The organism is Lysinibacillus sp. KU-BSD001, assembly GCF_042920265.1.
Taxonomy (GTDB): domain Bacteria; phylum Bacillota; class Bacilli; order Bacillales_A; family Planococcaceae; genus Lysinibacillus_B.
The window spans coordinates 20,265-39,928 of the sequence record NZ_JBDQZI010000021.1 but is presented as its reverse complement, the minus strand read 5'-3'; the positions used below and the strand labels follow the sequence as shown (position 1 = coordinate 39,928).

Genomic DNA, 19,664 nt, shown 5'->3' with positions numbered 1-19,664 from the left:
AGCTCAAATTTGCTGGCATCATGTTTGATGTCCAAAATTTTGTTTCTTATTCAGAAACGTTTATTGTTAACGTTTTGCTTGTTCAGTTTTCAAAGTTCATTTCGTTAAGTTGTTTTGTTATGTCTTAACGACTTGTCTTATATTACAGGCTTATTGATAAAAGGTCAATACTTTTTTATAAAAAAATATCCGTTGTGCTATACTTTTTAAAACCTTCCTATATTATATAGAAAAAAATTTTACCTATTCATTAAATAAACTGTTTGAAAAACAGCTAATTATTTTTAAATTTGGTGAAAAGGTTGGAGATTATATACTAACAAAATTCCCCGTCGCAAAAATAATTATGTAAATGGTTGAAGATTTTTATAACGTTGCTCTCACCCCAAAGAGTTGATTACACATTTATCATATTAATAGCAGGCGCTTTGGGCAATGGCTCAGATGAATATCCACTATTGATAAACTAACCCCGGATAAATCTACTTTTAAAAGTATCTATTATCCGGGGTTCTGTTTACACAACTATCCTAATCAATTGTTCATTGTTGCTCGATTTCTTCAATCAATTGCGGAAGTTGCTCCATTGTTTCAATTGTAAAATGTGCGCCAACTGCTTCAAATTTTTGACGTGTTGAGTGGATCACATGCTGCTTTTGCTCTTCATCTAATGCTTCAAATTCTTGCTGTGAAAGCCCCATTTCTGAACTGCCGATGATCACACCTACCGCCCAAATGCCTGCGTGTAACGCTTCTCTTATATCAGAAGTCGTGTCTCCCACTTTGACAATTTTTCGCACGTCCTGTAAGCCTAGTCTTTTCATATTTTCAAAAATCATATAAGGATAAGGGCGTCCAAAGCCACCCACATCATCCGGGGTGACAACGGTATGTGGCTCGTATCCTTTTGCTTTTGCATTTGGCACTACCACATCCATCATGCCGCGCGTATAGCCTGTTGTCGAACCGACCTTTACACCAGACGCCTTTAATGCGTTCACTGTATTTAAAACGGTTGGAATCGGATCTGTATAAGTCGCTAACGACACCATTAATTGTTCTTCAAACTGTTCATACAATGTCGCCACATCGTCTTCATTAGATGCGCGTCCATATTGATTTTGCCAAGCTGTTTGGATACGTGGCATTTGCAGCATCGTACGGATATGGTCAATTTTCAGCATCCCCATCGGTTCACGTGCTTCCTGCAATGTCACCTCAACACCTGCATTTTTGAAAATATCAAGAAATACATTTACCGGTGCAAAACAGCCAAAGTCTACTGCTGTCCCTGCCCAATCTAAAATAATACCTTCAATTTTTGTCATTTTGTTGTCACCGCCATATAGTTTTCAATTAACGTACAAAGTTTTTCGATATCTTCTCTGTAAATTTCACCGATATTACCAATACGGAATGTGTCTATGTCTGTTAACTTTCCTGGATATAGGACAAACCCTTGTGCTTTCATCTCTTCATAAAAGTCATTGAACTGGAATTGCGCATTTGGATATAAGAAAGCTGTAATGATTGGCGATTGTTTATCGCTTTCAATATAACTGTCGAAACCTACTTTTGCTAATCGGTCACGCAGTAATTGATTATTTTCTGCATAGCGTTTAAATCTTGCTTGCACGCCACCTTCTGTATTCAGCTCTTTAATGGCTTGTAAAAAGGCTGCCACTACATGTGTCGGGGATGTATAGCGCCACTTCCCGTCTACCTCCATCACTTTCCATTGGTCATATAAATCTAATGAAAGACTACGTGCGACGCCTTCACACTTTTGTAATGATGCTTTTTTGGCAATGACAAAGCCAAACCCTGGAACACCTTGAATACATTTATTCGCACTACTGATTAAATAATCAATGTGTAATTCCCCTACTGGAATTGGTACACCGCCAAAACTACTCATCGCATCCACAATGAATGTTTTCCCGTAACGTGTCGCTAATGCACTTACTTGCTCAATCGGATTTAAAATACCTGTTGTCGTTTCGCAATGAACAATCGCAATATGTGTAATCGATGCATCATGCATTAAATAGTCTTCTACTTTTTGCATATCTGGATATTCATTATAAGGTGTGGCATAAGTCACATGTGATAAACCGATTCTTTGCGCCATTTGTGCAAGTCGTTCACCATACGCACCATTAGTCATAATTAACACTTTATCTGTCGCACGAATTGTCGAAGTTAACACGGATTCGACAACAAAGCTACCACTTCCTTGCATTAAAACAGTTGTGTAGTCTTCTTCCTTTACACCCGCAATCGTTAGTAATTCGTGGCGGATTGTTTGTGTTAATTGCTTATATTCGTCATCCCATGTACAGCGATCTTCTAGCATTTGCTGGCGTACCGTCTCCGATGTTGTGAGTGGTCCTGGTGTCAATAATTTATAACGGTTCATGTTACTTACCTCCTAGAGTTTGTGCGTTTTTAAAGAATGTTTCATGTTCTTTCAATAAATCGACTGTTAATGTAGATTCCCATTGTTTTAAATAAGCAGGCGTATCTTGTGCACTCACCGTCTCTCCCTCATAAAGCGCTACAGGGTATTGTTTAATGAGTTCTGTACGTGCTTCTTTCGCAATAAGCTCTGCCATTTCTTTTGCTTTCTTTTCTTCTTCCTCTACTTCTTGATCGATAACAGCAATCGATTCGACAAGTGCGAAGTTTCCTTCTGTTGGATCAATATATTCGATTGGTAGCCCTTCTTCATTTGCATCTACGGCTTGTGCACGTAGACCAAACCCAACTGCCACTTCACCTGTTTGTACTTTTTTAATTGGACCAGAACCTGAGCTTTCTAGATGCGGCCCCACATTTTTAATTAAATCAGCAAATACTTGCTTCCCTTCTTCCTCCCCGTACTCGCCAATAATCGCTTGTACTAATAACCAGCCTGTTGAAGAGTCTAAAATATTAGGAATCGCAATGAGGTCTTTATATTGCGGATCTATTAAATCTTTAATGGATTTCGGCATGGCTAGTCCTTTGTCCGCAATCACTTGTGTGTTCACAAAAATCGATCCGACGTTTCCTAATACAGGCAGTTGATAGCTTGAAACTGTATCAAGTGTGCTTGCTTCAGCTGATAAATCAATAAACATATTGTGTTCTGCTTGTGCACTATCGATATAATAAGAGGCCATTGTTACGATGTCGGCTTCAATGCTTGTACCTTCCGCCAACATTTTCCCTCCTAGCTCTGATGTACCAAAGGATTGAATCACGTATTGATCCTCATAACCATTGCTATCTAACACATTTTCCATAATTTCAATTGCTTCATCGTCTGCATTCGAATAAATAATGACTTGATTGTCTGCCGTTGATTGATTATCGCCACATGCGGCCAATAATAGAGCTAAGCTTCCAGATGCGAATAGGCCTAGTACTTTGCTGTTCATTTGTTAGTAAACTCCTTTTTTTCATCGAATTTAAAATATTACAAAATGTCATGACGACAATATTAGTAAATAAAATTAAGAGTGAAAGAATAAAAATTTCATTGAATTTCGAAAAATGCTGTAGTTCTTTAATTTTCGTTGACATTAAAATCGTGTTCGTACTAACTAAGAAAATAACCCCACTTACCGTGACCATCGCGTTAATAAAGTAATACGAAAATACATTGATAATGGTCTTCCGAATATTTGGGACAATGACACGGACAACCGTTTTCAACCAAGAATCTTTTAATAAGGCACCTGTGACTTCCCAAGTCGGGTCCATTTTCTCGAGCGCATTTTTCATCATTAAATACGGTGTTGTAAAGAAATGAACGATATTACATAAAATCAAGATGAGAAATGTCCCTTTCAATGAACTATCATTGAAGAAAAGTAAATAAGATAAGCCTAAAACCATGCCTGGCACCGTATTCGTGACAATCGAAATCCAATTGAGCGATCGTCTGCTCTTGACGTTTGTTCTGACACTAATAACTCCTGCAACGAATGCAATCAGAACCCCTATAGCTGCACTACCCATTGCTACAATGACGGAATTTTTATACACCGCTGTAACATCTTTCATCGCTAGTGCTTTTTCTAAATGTTCCAATGTAAAGCTCATGTTGTATGGATATACAGACACAAACGGTACGATGAACATCGTAGAAAAAATAATGATAATCGCCATGGCAACGAGCGAACTACTGAACCCAAAACAAATATTTTTGATTTTATTTGAAATCGGTGCTTGATTGGATGCTGATTGATACGACACATTGTATTTATCAATCCGCGTCAGCATAATGCCGCCAATAATAGCCGGGAATAACATGAGCACTGCAATGACAGCACCTTGTGAAAAGTTTGGAATGGAACCGAGCATCGTTTGATAAAGTGTCGTCGCAATGACCTCATACGTTCCCCCTACTGAAGCGGGAATACCGTAATCTGTGAAACTCAAGATGAATGATAGAATAAAAGCCCCGCCAATCGTGCCAATTAATGGCCGCAACACCGTATGGTAAAACCGACGTATCGGCTGGTCATTCATTAAAATGGAGACAAGCATAAATCGTTGATCGACATACTCCATCCCATTTGCAATGAGTAAAAAGGCAGCTGGCAATGTATACAACACATACCCAATAACTAATCCATTAAACCCGTAAATGGAAAACAAAGGTTCACCTAATAACCGTGTGATGACGCCTTGATTGCCAAAAACATAGATGAGGACAAATCCATACGTAATCGTAGGTAATAACATCGGTAGCGTAATGATAAAACGCAGACCTTTTTTAAACGTCGCGTGAATCGTTGTAAAATATAATGTATAGGCCACAATAAACGCGAGTGTAGTTGTCATGACGGCACTTACAAGCGAAACAGTTACGCTATTCCCAATGGAAGTAATAACGGACGATTGAAATACCTCTTTATAATGCTGTAGTGTAAATGCGCCATTTTCACTGAACGACAGCCACAACATATAGGCGAGCGGCACGATGAGAAATACCGCAAAAATCACAAGTAACGGCACATAAAATAGACGCATAGTCTGTGTTGTTTTAAGCATATTGTTCACCAAATAAGCGATAAATGTTTTGGCGCTTTATGTGCAGTTGCTTCAAAATAAAGTTTTCCACAAATGCATTCGCCGGTTGATTCATGATGTCGGCAGGCTTCCCAAATTGTGCGACATGACCGTCATTAATAATAAGCACCTTGTCCGATAACGTAAGTGCTTCTTCTGGATCATGCGTGACGATAATGGTCGTTAACCCAAAATCACGTGCGATCGATTGAATACGCTCCTTAATCGATTCTTTAATGACGCCATCTAGTGCACTTAACGGCTCATCTAGTAATAGAATTTTAGGCTTCATGACAAGTGTCCGCGCGATGGAAACACGCTGCTTTTGTCCACCAGATAATTGGCTAATGCGTTTATTTAAATGTGGCTCCAGCTCTAAGAAATCGATATATTCTTGAATGTCTTGTTTTGACACTTGCTTTTGTTGATTTTTCAGTCCATAGATGATATTTTCATACGCAGTTAAATGCGGAAATAATGCAAAATCTTGAAAGACGATATTAAATCCACGGTTTTTCATTGGCACATGGCTAATGTCTTCATTGTTATACATAATTTGACCACCTGTTTGCTCCGTTAACCCAAGAATGATATTTAGTAATGTTGTTTTCCCACACCCACTCGGACCAAGTAGTGATAAAATTTCGCCATTTGCAATTTCAAAATTGATATTGCCTAATACCGTTTTTTCCCCATAACTTTTACTTATATTTTTTAACTGTAGCAAAATTTTCACCTCACATTTGTTACTGTTAGTATAGAAAAGCTTTGTAAATCTCGTATGTATGTATTGTAAATGATTATTAATTGTTGATTACTTCATGACAAAGTATTGATGAACTCTTGTATAATATGGTTATATTCCTAGAAAGGTTGATGACCATGTATCCAATCGAAAGACAACAAAAAATGATTGAATTGCTTGAAGACAAGGGGATGATGAAGCTTTCTGCCTTGAGTAAAGTACTACAAGTATCCATGGAGACGGTTCGACGAGATGTGCAAACATTAGTGGAGCAAGGTGCGGTTACAAAGTTTTACGGAGGCATTAAATTAGTAAAGCATGATAAGGCAGAATCACTCTTAGCAACAAGGCTAAGAGAAAATCTTTCTGAAAAAGAGAGGATTGCACAGCGTTGTGCTAGTTTCATTGAGGAAGGCGATTCTATTTTTTTAGATAGTGGGACAACGACATTTCATATTGCCAAATATATTAAACATTACAAACAGCTAACTGTTATTACAAACTCCCTACCCATTGTGCTTGAATTAATAAACAGTGAACTGAACGTAATTATTATTGGCGGGAAACTGCGTCAATCTGAAAACTCCATTACAGCCTATGAGTTCTTGTTTAATTTTGAACGGTTAAATATTTCGAAAGCATTCATTTGCACAAGTGGCATTTCAGTAGAAAAAGGGCTGTCTGACTTTAATGTGGAAGAAGTCCAAACGAGAAGACAAATTATTCATCTTGCTAAAAAAGTATTTGTAGCCGCCGACCATTCTAAATTTGAAAAAGATGTGACAGTACAAATATGTGATATAAAGGAAATTGACTATATCGTAACAGACCATATACTCGATGCAGCTTACGGCAAAAAATATGAAAAACAAGGCGTACAAATTATTACAACTGTTTAATGGCTAAGCGCAGTCCCCCAGTGAACGAGGCGATTGCGCTTTTATTTTTTTAAAATTCTTTATCAAAAGTTTACCGTATTCTCTATCGACTCTTTTCTAATACCTAGTTACTAAACAGGTAATTCCACACGAATGGTAGTTCCTTCATTCTCTTTACTATCTACATGTATTTTTCCTTCATGTAACCGAACAATCGTTGACACGATAGACAAACCTAGGCCTGTTCCTTCGACTGTTCGTGTACGCGAAGTATCCGCTCGGTAAAAGCGCTCGAACATCCTATCTATTTCTGTCCTACTTAAACCAATCCCTGTATCTTCAAAGGTTACAACGATAGACTCTGTACATTGCTCAACCGTTATATCAATCGTACCATCCGATTGATTGTACTTAATCGCGTTTGTTAATAAATTATCCCAAACCGTATTCAATAAGGAGGGATCTCCGTTAATATCGAGGTCAGGTAAGTTGTAACTCAGCATAATGCCCTTTTCCCCTATGATCCATTGATAACTTTGCACTAATTCTTTCAGTTGCTTCCCTACATTAAAACGCTTCTTTTTCATAATCTCTTCATTCCGATCAAATGAAGCAAGTAATAATAGCTGTTTCGTTAACGTAGATAACCTTTTAATTTCACCATTAATAATGGCAATGTATTGCTTTCTTTCTATATGACTGAGCGAATCATTTTCCAATAAGGTTGTATAGCCCTTTATATTGGATAGCGGCGACTGAATATCATGGGAAATGTTCGAGATAAATTCCTTTCGCGTATCCTCTACCCGCTCTAATTTTTTCGCCATTTGTAAAAAGCTGCGCGAAAGCTCTCCTAGTTCATCTTGCCGATTATCATCTAGTTGAATATCGAAATGACCATTCGCAAGAGATGTTGTAGCAGTTGTTAACTTGGAAATTGGTTTCACTAAAAACTTTGTACTAATAATGACGAAAATAATACTTAATAAAATGGTTAGTCCAAGTAACGCTGCAAAAAGCAAATGCATTTCATTAAACAGGAGCTTTAAATTCGGTCTTAAAAATAAAGCATATTGCTGTCCATTATGGGTTAATGGCACACCAATCGTATTATTTAATTCATTTGCAAAAAAACCCGTGACAAATGTTTCACGTGGAAAATAAAGAATCCCATGATAAACATTTCCATTCAGTACATATTCTTGTGCTGAGCGCGCCAACTGTTCATTTCTAAATGGCGCGCCGAAAAAGGATGCTTCTCCCGTCTGTTCAACTAAATATATTTGATAGCCGATTGAAGCGATGTTTTCTAAATACTCCTGTAAATCAAGCGTCGGATGTTCGTCCGTATATGTGGCGATCGATTCAGCAATGACCGTTGTTTTATGGTCATTGTAAGGTTTTAACTTTTGCTGATAATATATGTTCGATAAAAAAAAGGCGAGCATGCCACTAAAAAGCATAATCCCAATCGTCATGAGTACAAATTTCGTATAAAGAGACTTCATGCTTGTTTTGCCTCCAATGCATAGCCAACGCCGCGCACCGTTTTAATTTGAAAATCATCCGTCCATTTAGAAAAACGCTCTCTTAATCGTTTTATATGCACGTCTACGGTGCGTTCATCGCCTTCATAATCGAGTCCCCAAATATGTTCAATCAGTTGGTCTCTTGAAAACACTTGTGCAGGGTTTGCCATTAACCAAAACAACAGTTCAAACTCCTTTAATGGTAGCAATATTGTTCGCTCTCCGATTTTCACTTCATAGCTTTTTTTATTAATCGTTGTTTCACCTATACGAATAATCGATTCATCTGCCTGTTGGTCATATCTGCGTAGTAAGGCTTTAATGCGAAAGCTCAGTTCTTTCGGTTCAAAGGGTTTCACTAAATAATCATCGGTACCCGCCAAAAACCCTTGCTCCTTATCTTCAATTTGATTTTTAGCGGTCAACAAAATGATTGGGATATGGAAGTGCTTGCGAATTTCCTTTGTTAATGTAAAACCATCCATAAAAGGCATCATCACATCGACTACTGCTAAATCACACTGCTCTTTATGAAGGATTTTTAAAGCCTCGCCCCCATCCTTTGCCTCTAGCACTTTATAGCCTTGTTCCGATAAGTAAATACGAACAAGCTGCAACACATGGATATCATCATCTACAATTAAAATTGTTGTCATCGCCATTTCTCCTATACTTTCGTGATATATGAAAAATAGCCCAGCCTAAGCGGAGCTATTTTAAACAGTATACTATCAAATATTAACCTAAAGCTTCATTTTGTATAATGAGACCGTCGCTCATTTTGATGATTCGGTCTGCAAAAGGTAACATTTCTTCATCATGTGTGACCATTAATGTCGTAATGTTTAGCGTTTTTGTTAATTCTCGAATTAACTCCATCACATCTTTTGATCTTTTCGAATCTAAACTCGCCGTTGGTTCATCTGCAAAAAGCACTTTAGGCTTATGGATAATCGCACGAGCAATCGCTACACGCTGCTTTTCCCCACCAGATAATGAAGATGGATATGCCTGCTTTCGATGTTCCATTCCGACCAATTTTAAAATGGCATCGATTTCTTTCTTTTGTTCCTGTTTCGTTTGTTTGGACTCAGAAACATTGAGCATCAGCTGGAGCTGCTCTTCGACCGTCAAGAATGGTACAAGATGGGCAAATTGAAACACAAAGCCGAATTGACTTGCTCGTATTTGTCGAACTTGCTCTTGATTCATTGCATTTAAATTATTTCCTTCGAATAGTATTTTCCCATCTGTTGCAGGCTGTAATCCGGCAGCAATTGTTAGAAGTGTACTTTTTCCAGAACCTGACGCCCCTACTAATGCGGTAATTTCCCCTTGATGTAATGTCAGGTTCACACCTTTTAAGATGTTTTCCTCTACTTCACCATTACTAAACGTTTTTTTCACTTCATCCATTGTAAAAAATGCCATGTTACACCTCTCCTTGCTGAATCGCTTGTAGTGGTTGGATTTTTTTAATCTGCCATCCTGAGATCGTTGCACCGACAAACCCGATGATTAAAAAGACGAGTGATAACAGGAGCGTTGTTTCAAGCGGTAAACTAAAAGGCATTCCTTTTGGCGCAATGACATGGAATCCTTGACTAAGCCCTACCGAAATAGTAAGGGCAATCGCCGTAATACAAAGCATTTGTGTCCACATCATGTTAAATAATGTACTTGTTTTAACACCAATCGCTTTTAAAATGCCATATAAGCCAAGCTTCTGCACATTCATCATATAGAAGAAAATCGCAAACAGCATCCCACTAATTACGACTAGGAACCAAACAATCATATTCAACGAAAGTTGTTCCGCATTGTAACTTGGAATTGTATTCAGGAACTCCTTATTTGAAAATGTTTGTAAACCACTGACTTCCTGTACCTGCTCATTTCCTGGTACAAAAATTAATTGCATCTCTTCGACTCTGTACATTTCTTTGTAGTTTTCTATATTAATAAAAGCAACGGGTGCATGGCTAAATTTCTTTTCATCTACAAAGCCCTTCACGACCAATTCACCACTCAATTGGGTGTTCGTTAAAATTTCCCCAACCTGTATGCCAGCCTCTTCAAGCGAACGATCTAGAATCACTTCACCAGGTTGCACATCCTCAAATAAATCAGAATGAGTGGCAGCAACAAAAGCCACACTTTGCTGCTTATTATGTTGATCATTTAGAAAACCCATTTGGATTGATAGCGCTGTTGCATCTGGATGATCCTCCAACACTTCCTCCTGCACGTTACGATTGATTTTCGATAGATTATACGATTTGTCTGCCTCTGCACTCATATAAAACTGGCCATTCGGCAAATCCTTTATTAACGCTGCATTGTCTTGCGATAAACCATTCGCCAAACCAGATATCATAAATGTTAATAAACTAATTAAAAAAACAATCGAACCAAAAATCAAAAACTTGCTTTTATTTTTCTTCATTTCTTTCAAAGCAAGATTCATCTCTATTCCTCCCATCAAATTCTTTCTACACTTAGAATAACTAGCGTATATGAACAGAAGATGAACAAAGCTTTACATTTTAGAGCGCAATCCCTATCCCTATTCTCCCTTACCTTTATTTCATCATTCAGTAGAACTTTATTATGTATAATGCGTTTACATTGGTGGATGGGAATTTTGTTAATAAATGGGGTGTGGAGATGGATAGTGAAAAGTTCAAACAATTTGATTGGAAACTGACCTTTATATTAATGGTCTTTTTATGTATTAGTATACTGGCCATTTCATCTGCTCAGACGTCAAGCTATGTCAGCAGTAATTTTGCGCTGAAGCAAGTGATTTATTATGGTATGGGTGCTTGTATTATTGGGTTTATCATGTTGTTTGATATGGAACAATATAAGAAGATTGTGTGGTATTTATATGGTTTTGGGGTACTTTTACTCGTAGTGCTAATTTTCATGCCCGAAGGAAAAGGACAAATTGGGGAAATCGTGAACGGCGCCAAAAGCTGGTATCATACGCCAATTGGCAATATGCAGCCGTCGGAATTCATGAAGACCTTTTATATACTCGCCTGTGCGAAACTCATTAGCGCACACAATGAAAATGAAACCATCAAAACGTTAAAAACCGACTTTATATTACTTGCCAAAATACTCGCAGCACTCATTGTACCACTAGTACTTATTTTCAATCAGCCAGACCTTGGTTCTTCACTTGTATTTTTAGCCATTACGTTAGTACTCATTATCGTCGCAGGGATTTCATGGTCTATTATTGTACCAACATTAGCCATCGGTAGCGGAATTGCGGTGTTACTACTATGGATGGCCGTGTATATGCCCAACTTCTTAGAAGAGAACCTTGGCTTTCGCGGCTATCATTCTGAGCGAATTTATTCGTGGCTAGACCCCCACTCTTATGCAGCGAATGAAGGATTCCAGCTCATTTCTTCTCTAAATGCGATTGGCTCAGGCGAAATTATAGGGAAGGGCTATCAAGACCGCGAAGTGTATGTCGTAGAAAATCATACCGATTTTATATTTACGGTCATTGGAGAAGAGTGGGGATTTTTAGGTGCCAGTTTAGTCATTTGCTTATATTTTTTTCTCATCTATCATTTAATACAAACCGCCTTTATAGTGAGGGATTCATTTAGTACATATATTTGTGCAGGTATCATCGCTATGATTACATTCCATGTGCTCGAAAACATCGGCATGACGATTCAATTGCTACCGATTACCGGCATTCCGCTACCGTTCATTAGCTATGGTGGTAGCTCGCTCATGGGCAATGCACTCGCCTTAGGGCTCATTTTTAGCATGAGGTTTTATCATAAGCAATATATGTTTACGACAGATGAGGAACATTAACGCATATTTGGACATAAAAAGGCGAGGCCCTACAAACCGCTGTAGAGGCTCGCTCTATCCATAGTACTGAAGATACGCTAGTTTAAACGCTTTTTATAGGCACAAACAAATCTACCTTTAACTTGCCTTCTGGGTCCTCCAATGGGTTGTTTCTACTAAACTCAAGATTATATCGATTATCATCTGCGTCATACTCACTTTCTGGCAACCATTGTTCAAACATATATTTATACGCCAAATTTAATTTTTCAGGCGTATCATAAAATGGATACAAGGCATATAGCCCTCCGTCTAACTTTTTGAATTGCATATCGATATGTTCCTCTTTATCAAAATCTTTCGGAATGGTCACGCAGGCATCATGGCGACAATGATTACTTTCAACTACATCAGGGTTGTCTAACGATATGCCGATAAATGCATGTTGAGGTGGAAAAAGTGCATGCTCATTTGCCCAGTGTATCAACTTTTGCCAATGGTCTTGCGGTTCAAAATAACTGCCCGTTCTTCGAATAAACGCTACTTCCTGTTCCGGTAATTCCTTTACGACAACATTCATTTCATCATCTCCTAAAATACAAATGGTTCTCTCATTAGTAAATTTTTCTATCAATTAGTCAAATCCCTGCTTCGCCTTGATGCATAATTATTTTAAATAACTGTTATTAAGTCATCTGCAATTTTTATATAACGATGAATACTTTTTCATTTTTAACAATAAAAATATCATTAAAATAAATAAAAATTTATTGTAAAACGATAAATTATTTGTTAAATTCAAATTGACATTAACTAAGTGAGGTGTTTTTTATGAAACGAGAAACATTCTTTTTAAAGATCGCTGTGTTTCTTATGGGCATTCCTATTCTGGCTTTGTGTATATTTGTGGTACCTAAGATAGGCGAATTTGCAGCGGAATTGTATCCACATATTGCTTATATCAAATATCTCGTTTTAATTGATTTGTATGCAACTGTGATTCCTTTTTACTTTGCTCTGTATCAAACATTTAAGCTTTTAAGCTATATTGATAAAAATAAAGCTTTCTCGGAAATATCTGTAAGAGCTTTAAAGAGTATAAAATATTGTGCAATTACCATTAGTATGTTGTATGTGGTGGGCATGCCACTTTTCTATCTCATGGCGGAGATGGATGATGCCCCAGGTATTATTGTCATCGGGATGGTCTTTATTTTTGCTTCAATGGTTATCGCCATCTTTGCTGCCGTTCTCCAAAAGCTTTTACAAGATGCCATCGATATAAAGTCAGAAAATGATTTAACAATCTGAGGTGAAAACAATGGCAATTATAATTAATATTGATGTGATGCTAGCTAAAAGGAAAATGAGCGTAACAGAACTTTCGGAGAGGGTTGGAATAACAATGGCTAACCTTTCTATATTGAAAAACGGCAAGGCAAAAGCAATTAGGTTTTCAACTTTAGAGGCAATTTGTAAAGCTTTGGATTGTCAACCTGGAGATATTTTAGAATACCGAATTACTGAAAACACGCAAGATTAATAAAGTAAGAACAATTAATACTGAAGGGACCGTCTAAAAATGCATTTTGAGACGGAACCTTTGCGACGAGGATGGTGGCATTTTGATGTGACCACCGCAGGAGCAATATTTCTTAATGGATAATTATTAAGAAGTAAGGGGGTGTCCAGAAAGTTTTTACTTTCTGGACACCCCCATTATTCCAATGAATCAACTTCGCCAAGGAGGCGCAAATCATGAAATCACTAAAACAACTCGTTCGTTTTGGGTGGGAGCAGGCTTTATCATGTTTGTTTCCAGTCGTTATTTTTGCCTCCTTGGCTATTACACAAATCATGGCCCTTCCCTTCCTACCGCGGTATGACTGGCTACTCATCATCTGCCTCTTGATGCAATGGTGGATGGTGCGTTCTGGGCTTGAAACACAGGATGAACTAAAGGTGATCACATTGTTCCATCTTATTGGGCTTGCTCTTGAAATTTTTAAAGTACATATGGGCTCTTGGTCTTATCCTGAGGAATGTTATTTCAAAATTTTAGGAGTACCTTTGTATAGTGGATTCATGTACGCAAGTGTAGCGAGTTACCTTTGCCAAGCATGGAGGAGGTTACAGGTGGAACTGGTTAAGTGGCCACCTTTTTGGGTAGTGGTACCTCTTGCAGCTGCGATTTATTTGAATTTTTTCACTCACCATTATTGGATTGACGTTCGTTGGTGGTTATCTGCTCTTGTCATTATCGTCTTTTGGCAATCATGGGTCACATATGAGGTTGATGGAACCCGTTATCGTATGCCACTCGCATTTTCTTTTGTGCTCATTGGATTTTTCATATGGATAGCCGAAAATATCGCAACATTCTTTGGCGCTTGGGAATATCCAAACCAAACCGATGCATGGAGTTTGGTTCATCTAGGAAAGGTGAGTTCTTGGCTTTTATTAGTCATTGTGAGCTTTCTTATAGTAGCAACATTAAAGCGAGCTAAAGGAAAAATCCCACTAGGATAAATACTATAGATTGAACCAAATTTCCACAAAAGCATTTGTACTAGCCGCATAAGCCTCCTTCCCTCTATTGCAGGGTCTCATTCTCCACGCTCATGCGGCGTTATAGATGCAAAGGCAAATGGTACTAACCTCTGTAAACAATAAATTCAACTTCTATAGTAAAATCACCCGTAAAATATTAAGATCAATTCTGTTAGTGGATAGTAAACACACCGCTTTCACCAGACCATTCAAAACGATATCCATCACTGCTTTTGCTAATTTTTCTAGTGCCTGTTTTATATTTTACTTCAACCAATGTTTACTTCGGGATAATCATCCAATGTGAATCTTGTAACGTTATTTGCTTTTCTTCTTTTGTTATAGTCATGGAATAATGAATGTATGTTTCGGTTTCCTCATCTACTATAATTTCCGCGCTTTCAATCATTGCTTTTAGTTCTAAAATTTTAATTGTATGTTCTTTATTCCCTTGATACTCATTTAATAGTTTCTCTACATTTTGAAGTATTATCGCTCGATCATGTGCTGTCGCTTTACGTATAATTTTTCTTTCCTGTAATAACAGCTCTTCAATTTCTTTTCTACTTAGCATCCTTCCCCTCCTTTCCATGCACTACGCTAACGCTTCAAACTCCGCTTTATATCGAAGAAACCGATTGTACTGCATATGCATACACCTACCCCCATTACCCCTGTTAAAAACCAATTATCTCCCCAATTCACAATGAAACTATATAAACAACCTAATGCAACAAGTAGCGCTGCATATTTTGCTCGCCACCGCTCTAGCTTTGACTGCTTGCTATTGCTCATAATGCCCTCCATATGTGCTCACTTGTCCCACATCTCCCTAAATTTCTCGCTTCATTCGTTCAAACATATGTATATTTGAATAATATTGAATACCTTTAGATTCATTAATCGACTGCTTCATATTACGCTCAAATGTCACACGATCTCCTCGAGCAAAGGCTAAGTGTGCATTTAAACCCGACTGCATCCAAGGCGTTTGTACTGTATAATTGTTCATTTCTGTCTCATCATTTTCCAATGCCGCAACTAGCGCAAGTGTGTATTGTCCAATTTCCGTTTGTGCAACAGGGGCGATTAGACGACGTGCTGCATCAAAATCCTTTAAGAACACTGCGCGATTGGCACCATATATCGCCTGTAATTTTTGATTGTTGTATTTTTCTAACACACGATCGAGTGCTGCAGTAATTTGTGCATCTGAACCCTCGCGCAATTGATACAAATAGTTAAACATGGGATTATTTCGTTGCTGATTAATATACTTCGTAATGCCCTTTAAATTTTGTGATCGATAAAGTATATACAGCATCCACGGTATTTCAAGTGACGCTATTAAAGCAAACACTACAAGTGCCGCCCATATTGGCCAATCTAACGCCGAAAAGCTAATCCCTAATATAAGTGCAAGTGGAATCATCCACAGCAATTTTTTTAACACGCTGGCTCCTCCGATACTATTCTTTTGATATGCCTAACCCACTATGTAAAAGAAGCAGCTGACTTTAAAAACTCCTTACATGACCATCTTCCAATCAAGGTCCTTCACCTCGAAGTCATTCACTTTTCTGACAGAAGGAATACTCGCTTCGTCACAAGCACCAAATTAGATGTAATTTTGTTGAGGTTCCTTTAATGATGGTACATTTGCCCCACCTTCAATATCAGGATGATTAAATTGCACATTATCATCTTCCCAATAACATATTTCACAAATTTCAAATGTACCAGGTGGCTTTTCCGTCAATGTTTTATAACTACAGCACGGACAAGTATACTTCATCACAATACCTCTCTTTCATTTTTAGTCCATTTCAACCCTTTGCCCAACTCAAAAACACATTCTGTACTCCTTCAACAGCACATCGTATGTTATAAAATTTCATTACTAAAGGATGTGTGCCCTCCGTAAAATACAATTTCTTTAATGTTCGTTTTCCTAGCCTTTTATCAAACATCGAAAATGCACGGATGATGCTATTTTCTGATTTTAATGCTTCTTCGATAGACAAATGACTATAATTCATCAATGGGGCATACAGATGATAGCTTTCAAAAATGCTTTGCCTCATCAGGATTTCTTCTGCATGGTCTGAGGCCCCTACTAAAGCTTGTCGTTCCTTAGATTGGAACATGACTTCCCAATTTTGGTTATATGGAATACCGCTTAAATTTGCTTCTGCTTTCATCTGCTCATATAAGCGCCCATGCTTTACGGCAAATGTAAGGTCAGAAGCACTCAGGATTTCTTTTTTATCAAATGTTATCCATACTCTACCCGGGCTATCCTGGATACGATAAACCGTTGCATGTAGCTGGATACGTTTCTTTAACTTCTCACATAAAAAGCCTTCCAGTATGGCTTTCGTTTTACTCCACTGCACAGTCATCACCCTCTGTTTACGTCTTCAGTTTTGGAAAAAATAGCGCTCGAATGGTGTGAAACCCAAAATCACACCATTCTATAGTTCATTAAAGCCTATACTTCTTAACACCCAAAAATCATTGCCTCCTATGTCACTTCCCACGTTGCAACAAGAATTTCCAAGCACCGACATTCATAACAATCAGTACGACTAAGTAAATGACAACGCCATAGCTAAACTTTGATGCTATGAAGTAATGAATCCCCGCTAAAATGGCTATCGGAATAAACAGCAAGAATGTTTTCCACCCTTGGGCATCGCTGATTTCATTGTAAGGCTTGGCAAAAGGAATTTCGCTTCCGAATCCGATATAGCAAATGACCGTGTACAAACAGCTTGCTACTAAAACAACCAATAAATCTGGAAGGATCCTTGTTCCATAAATAAAGCAAAAGACCATGCTTAAAACGACATATATGGGTATATACAACTTTATTAAAAACGCTTTTAAGCTACCTTTTTTTAAATCGGTATAGTTCTCGATTGGGAACACTTTATAGATCCAAGCAGCTTTATATGTTGCCGAATGACCAAGCATGAGCACAGCAGTCGGAATAATGAACATACTAAAATAAATCGTTAAATAACTCGTGCTGACCGCATAGTCTACATCGTCTGTTCTCATCACATTAAACATAAAAATGAACGGAATCACGAAAGAAAACCCTAAAGATGGATAGACTTTCAACTTAAACTCACGCTCTTGTTTCAGCATCAGAGAAGAAAAACGATAAAAAGCTCTTTCCTCATTTGTTCGGCAAATAACTCTTAATAATGACTCCTTTAGGCGATTGTGCTTTGCCTTTTTCGACTTGCTTGTATTTAATAATTTTTGCAGATTGCGTTCAAAGGTCGGAATTAGCTTAATATACAGCCCGATTGATACGATAGGCATAACGATTGAGAAAACGCTGAATACGACTGTAAATACAGACCGATCTCCATTCAGCAGTAACTCATACGGTGCGGCAAACCACATCGGAATGAGAAAAACACTCCACCAATGAAACTCCATAACGATATCTAAATTAACAAGTTCAAACGACCTTACGAGGACTTGATAACCGATCATTAATACTAGTGATAAAGCGATTTGTACATAATTAATAATATCCTTTAGCCTTTCCCCATCAAAAAACCGTAAAATCACCATGTATAAGATGGCCGTAAGAACGACGATAAAAATATCGATTAACACAAGCTCAAACACCGTTAAAAGAAAGAACAAAATACCTTGTTGAAACAAAGCGACGATAAGAGGAATCGCCGTCACGGCAATCGTTAAATACGTTAAATAGATTAGGATATGCATGAATTTAGCTGCGTTCACCGTTTTTGCGGCGATTGGCTTAGTAGAAAGAATGCTTCTATCTCTTACGTCCAATAGGACCGAAGAGAAATCCGCAATCATCGATGTCATAATCATAAAAATAATGATGGCATACGTAATGCTCATCTGAAAAAGGAAGTTCTCGCCAAAAGCTATAAATGGAATCAGCACAAGACCGATTAAAGTATAAATCCATAAAGATTTGATGTAACCATACTTTTTTTCTTCGCTTTTTTTCGTTGCTGCTTGGCTAAATAAAGTCGGAACCCTGCGCTCATCCATTGTCAGCTTAATGTGGAGGATTTGTCTCATGACTTCATAATCGATTCCCATTTTACTAAAAAGAAATCGCATGTTATCCAGCAGTTTTAATGTTTTAAAATCTCTCATCATAGCACCTCTTGTACAACGGAAACAAATTGTTCGCCAATTTCCTTATAGTTGTCGAAGCCCGTCAACTGATTAAAGATGCCCTCCAATGTTCCTGTATCATTATCTGCCTGTAGCTCCGCAAATGTGCCGTCCGCAGCCACTTTTCCGTCATTCAACAAAATAATGCGGCTACTAATTTTTTCAACAACATCCATGAGATGAGACGAATAAAAGATCGTCTTGCCTTGCGCAGCCAATTGAGACAAAATCTCTTTGAAAATCATGACACTATTTGCATCTAATCCATTAATCGGTTCATCTAAAAACAAAATATCTGGGTTATGCATAAGACTAGATATAATTAGCAGTTTTTGCCGCATCCCTTTCGAATAAGAGGAAATCCGTGAATGATACGCTTCACCAACACCAAATAACGTCATTAACGTTTCGGATTTAGTCGTAGCCACTTCTAAATCTAGCCCATACAGTTGACCGATAAAGGTTAAATATTCATAACCCGTTAAATTATCATACACATCCGCTATTTCTGGTACATAGCCAATTCTTCGTTTGTATTCAATCTGACCTTGCTGGATATTCTCGCCGAACAGCTTAATATCTCCTCCATAGTCACCTTCCATCCCCAAAATGATTTTGATTGTTGTGCTTTTTCCTGCACCATTCGGACCGATATAGCCAATAATTTCGCCTCTTGAAACATGCAAGTCAATCCCTTTTAATATCTCTTTACTGCCATAGCTCTTTGTCAAATTCGTAATCGTCAAAATTTCTTGTTCATGCATTATGTAGCCTCCTCTCTGTCTTTCTTATATACGAACAAAAAACCAAATAGTTCCAATTTCAATGTTTATTATTAGACAAATTCTAATAACCGAAATTTTATTATCGTAGAATGCACATAACGTTTAGGATAAC

Annotated in this window: 21 protein-coding genes and 1 pseudogene; 5 read left to right on the top strand and 17 right to left on the bottom strand. The window is 37.8% G+C overall.

Annotated features, from left to right (window positions below):
• Positions 1-542: 542 nt before the first annotated feature.
• Genes phnX through AAGS61_RS19670 form a run of 5 tightly spaced genes read right to left on the bottom strand, consistent with a single transcriptional unit; the run spans position 543 to position 5,788 of the window.
• Entirely contained in the window at positions 543-1,328 is a 786-nt protein-coding gene (gene phnX, locus AAGS61_RS19690; protein ID WP_391376037.1) for a phosphonoacetaldehyde hydrolase, read from the bottom strand.
• Positions 1,325-2,419, bottom strand: coding sequence for a 2-aminoethylphosphonate--pyruvate transaminase (gene phnW, locus AAGS61_RS19685; RefSeq protein ID WP_391376034.1), 1,095 nt, complete (start codon positions 2,417-2,419; stop codon positions 1,325-1,327). Before phnW ends, phnX begins: the two co-directional genes overlap by 4 nt.
• Position 2,420: 1 nt before the next feature.
• On the bottom strand, positions 2,421-3,422 hold the full coding sequence (locus AAGS61_RS19680) for an extracellular solute-binding protein (RefSeq protein ID WP_391376031.1): 1,002 nt from the start codon (positions 3,420-3,422) through the stop codon (positions 2,421-2,423).
• Positions 3,352-5,043, bottom strand: a complete 1,692-nt coding sequence (locus AAGS61_RS19675) for an ABC transporter permease subunit (RefSeq protein WP_391376028.1) — start codon at positions 5,041-5,043, stop codon at positions 3,352-3,354. The genes AAGS61_RS19680 and AAGS61_RS19675 overlap by 71 nt, the downstream gene beginning before the upstream one ends.
• A complete protein-coding gene (locus AAGS61_RS19670; RefSeq protein ID WP_391376025.1) occupies positions 5,036-5,788 on the bottom strand; it encodes an ABC transporter ATP-binding protein in 753 nt (250 codons plus the stop codon). Before AAGS61_RS19670 ends, AAGS61_RS19675 begins: the two co-directional genes overlap by 8 nt.
• Positions 5,789-5,943: 155 nt before the next feature.
• On the opposite strand from AAGS61_RS19670, the gene AAGS61_RS19665 reads away from it, so the two are divergent.
• Positions 5,944-6,705: a DeoR/GlpR family DNA-binding transcription regulator gene (locus AAGS61_RS19665; RefSeq protein ID WP_391376023.1), complete on the top strand. Its 762-nt coding sequence runs from the start codon at positions 5,944-5,946 to the stop codon at positions 6,703-6,705.
• Positions 6,706-6,815: 110 nt separating this feature from the next.
• Here the strand turns inward: AAGS61_RS19665 and AAGS61_RS19660 are convergent, their stop codons facing one another.
• The 4 genes from AAGS61_RS19660 to AAGS61_RS19645 all read right to left on the bottom strand — a co-directional run bounded on the left by AAGS61_RS19660 (position 6,816) and on the right by AAGS61_RS19645 (position 10,680).
• Positions 6,816-8,192: a sensor histidine kinase gene (locus tag AAGS61_RS19660; RefSeq protein ID WP_391376020.1), complete on the bottom strand. Its 1,377-nt coding sequence runs from the start codon at positions 8,190-8,192 to the stop codon at positions 6,816-6,818.
• The gene (locus tag AAGS61_RS19655) at positions 8,189-8,869 is read right to left on the bottom strand and encodes a response regulator transcription factor (RefSeq protein ID WP_391376018.1); all 681 of its coding nucleotides are present in this window, start codon (positions 8,867-8,869) and stop codon (positions 8,189-8,191) included. The genes AAGS61_RS19660 and AAGS61_RS19655 overlap by 4 nt, the downstream gene beginning before the upstream one ends.
• Positions 8,870-8,951: 82 nt before the next feature.
• Positions 8,952-9,644, bottom strand: a complete 693-nt coding sequence (locus AAGS61_RS19650) for an ABC transporter ATP-binding protein (protein ID WP_391376016.1) — start codon at positions 9,642-9,644, stop codon at positions 8,952-8,954.
• 1 nt (position 9,645) lies between these two features.
• Positions 9,646-10,680: an ABC transporter permease gene (locus AAGS61_RS19645; protein WP_391376013.1), complete on the bottom strand. Its 1,035-nt coding sequence runs from the start codon at positions 10,678-10,680 to the stop codon at positions 9,646-9,648.
• A gap of 194 nt (positions 10,681-10,874) precedes the next feature.
• Between AAGS61_RS19645 and AAGS61_RS19640 the strand changes: the two genes are divergently transcribed.
• Positions 10,875-12,059 (top strand): FtsW/RodA/SpoVE family cell cycle protein, encoded by a 1,185-nt coding sequence (locus tag AAGS61_RS19640; RefSeq protein WP_391376040.1) that lies wholly within the window; start codon positions 10,875-10,877, stop codon positions 12,057-12,059.
• A gap of 82 nt (positions 12,060-12,141) precedes the next feature.
• On the opposite strand, the gene AAGS61_RS19635 is transcribed toward AAGS61_RS19640, so the two are convergent.
• Positions 12,142-12,618, bottom strand: coding sequence for an AraC family transcriptional regulator (locus AAGS61_RS19635; RefSeq protein WP_391376010.1), 477 nt, complete (start codon positions 12,616-12,618; stop codon positions 12,142-12,144).
• A 251-nt stretch (positions 12,619-12,869) separates the two neighbouring features.
• Here AAGS61_RS19635 and AAGS61_RS19630 point away from each other — a divergent pair, with 251 nt between their 5' ends.
• The 3 genes from AAGS61_RS19630 to AAGS61_RS19620 all read left to right on the top strand — a co-directional run bounded on the left by AAGS61_RS19630 (position 12,870) and on the right by AAGS61_RS19620 (position 14,567).
• Positions 12,870-13,349: a DUF2975 domain-containing protein gene (locus AAGS61_RS19630; protein WP_391376007.1), complete on the top strand. Its 480-nt coding sequence runs from the start codon at positions 12,870-12,872 to the stop codon at positions 13,347-13,349.
• A gap of 10 nt (positions 13,350-13,359) precedes the next feature.
• On the top strand, positions 13,360-13,581 hold the full coding sequence (locus AAGS61_RS19625) for a helix-turn-helix domain-containing protein (protein ID WP_391376004.1): 222 nt from the start codon (positions 13,360-13,362) through the stop codon (positions 13,579-13,581).
• A 215-nt stretch (positions 13,582-13,796) separates the two neighbouring features.
• A complete protein-coding gene (locus AAGS61_RS19620) occupies positions 13,797-14,567 on the top strand; it encodes a DUF817 domain-containing protein (RefSeq protein WP_391376001.1) in 771 nt (256 codons plus the stop codon).
• A gap of 301 nt (positions 14,568-14,868) precedes the next feature.
• Here the strand turns inward: AAGS61_RS19620 and AAGS61_RS19615 are convergent, their stop codons facing one another.
• From AAGS61_RS19615 to AAGS61_RS19585, 7 genes and pseudogenes are all read right to left on the bottom strand, one after another.
• Entirely contained in the window at positions 14,869-15,162 is a 294-nt protein-coding gene (locus AAGS61_RS19615; protein WP_391375999.1) for a hypothetical protein, read from the bottom strand.
• Between the two features lie 26 nt (positions 15,163-15,188).
• The gene (locus AAGS61_RS19610; RefSeq protein ID WP_391375996.1) at positions 15,189-15,383 is read right to left on the bottom strand and encodes a hypothetical protein; all 195 of its coding nucleotides are present in this window, start codon (positions 15,381-15,383) and stop codon (positions 15,189-15,191) included.
• A gap of 37 nt (positions 15,384-15,420) precedes the next feature.
• Positions 15,421-16,041, bottom strand: coding sequence for a hypothetical protein (locus tag AAGS61_RS19605; RefSeq protein WP_391375993.1), 621 nt, complete (start codon positions 16,039-16,041; stop codon positions 15,421-15,423).
• A 75-nt stretch (positions 16,042-16,116) separates the two neighbouring features.
• A pseudogene (locus tag AAGS61_RS19600) lies at positions 16,117-16,383 on the bottom strand (CPCC family cysteine-rich protein).
• Between the two features lie 31 nt (positions 16,384-16,414).
• Positions 16,415-16,984: an SF0329 family protein gene (locus AAGS61_RS19595; protein ID WP_391375990.1), complete on the bottom strand. Its 570-nt coding sequence runs from the start codon at positions 16,982-16,984 to the stop codon at positions 16,415-16,417.
• Positions 16,985-17,117: 133 nt separating this feature from the next.
• Positions 17,118-18,746, bottom strand: a complete 1,629-nt coding sequence (locus AAGS61_RS19590) for a hypothetical protein (protein WP_391375988.1) — start codon at positions 18,744-18,746, stop codon at positions 17,118-17,120.
• A complete protein-coding gene (locus AAGS61_RS19585; RefSeq protein WP_391375986.1) occupies positions 18,746-19,531 on the bottom strand; it encodes an ABC transporter ATP-binding protein in 786 nt (261 codons plus the stop codon). The genes AAGS61_RS19590 and AAGS61_RS19585 overlap by 1 nt, the downstream gene beginning before the upstream one ends.
• Between the last annotated feature and the right edge of the window lie 133 nt (positions 19,532-19,664).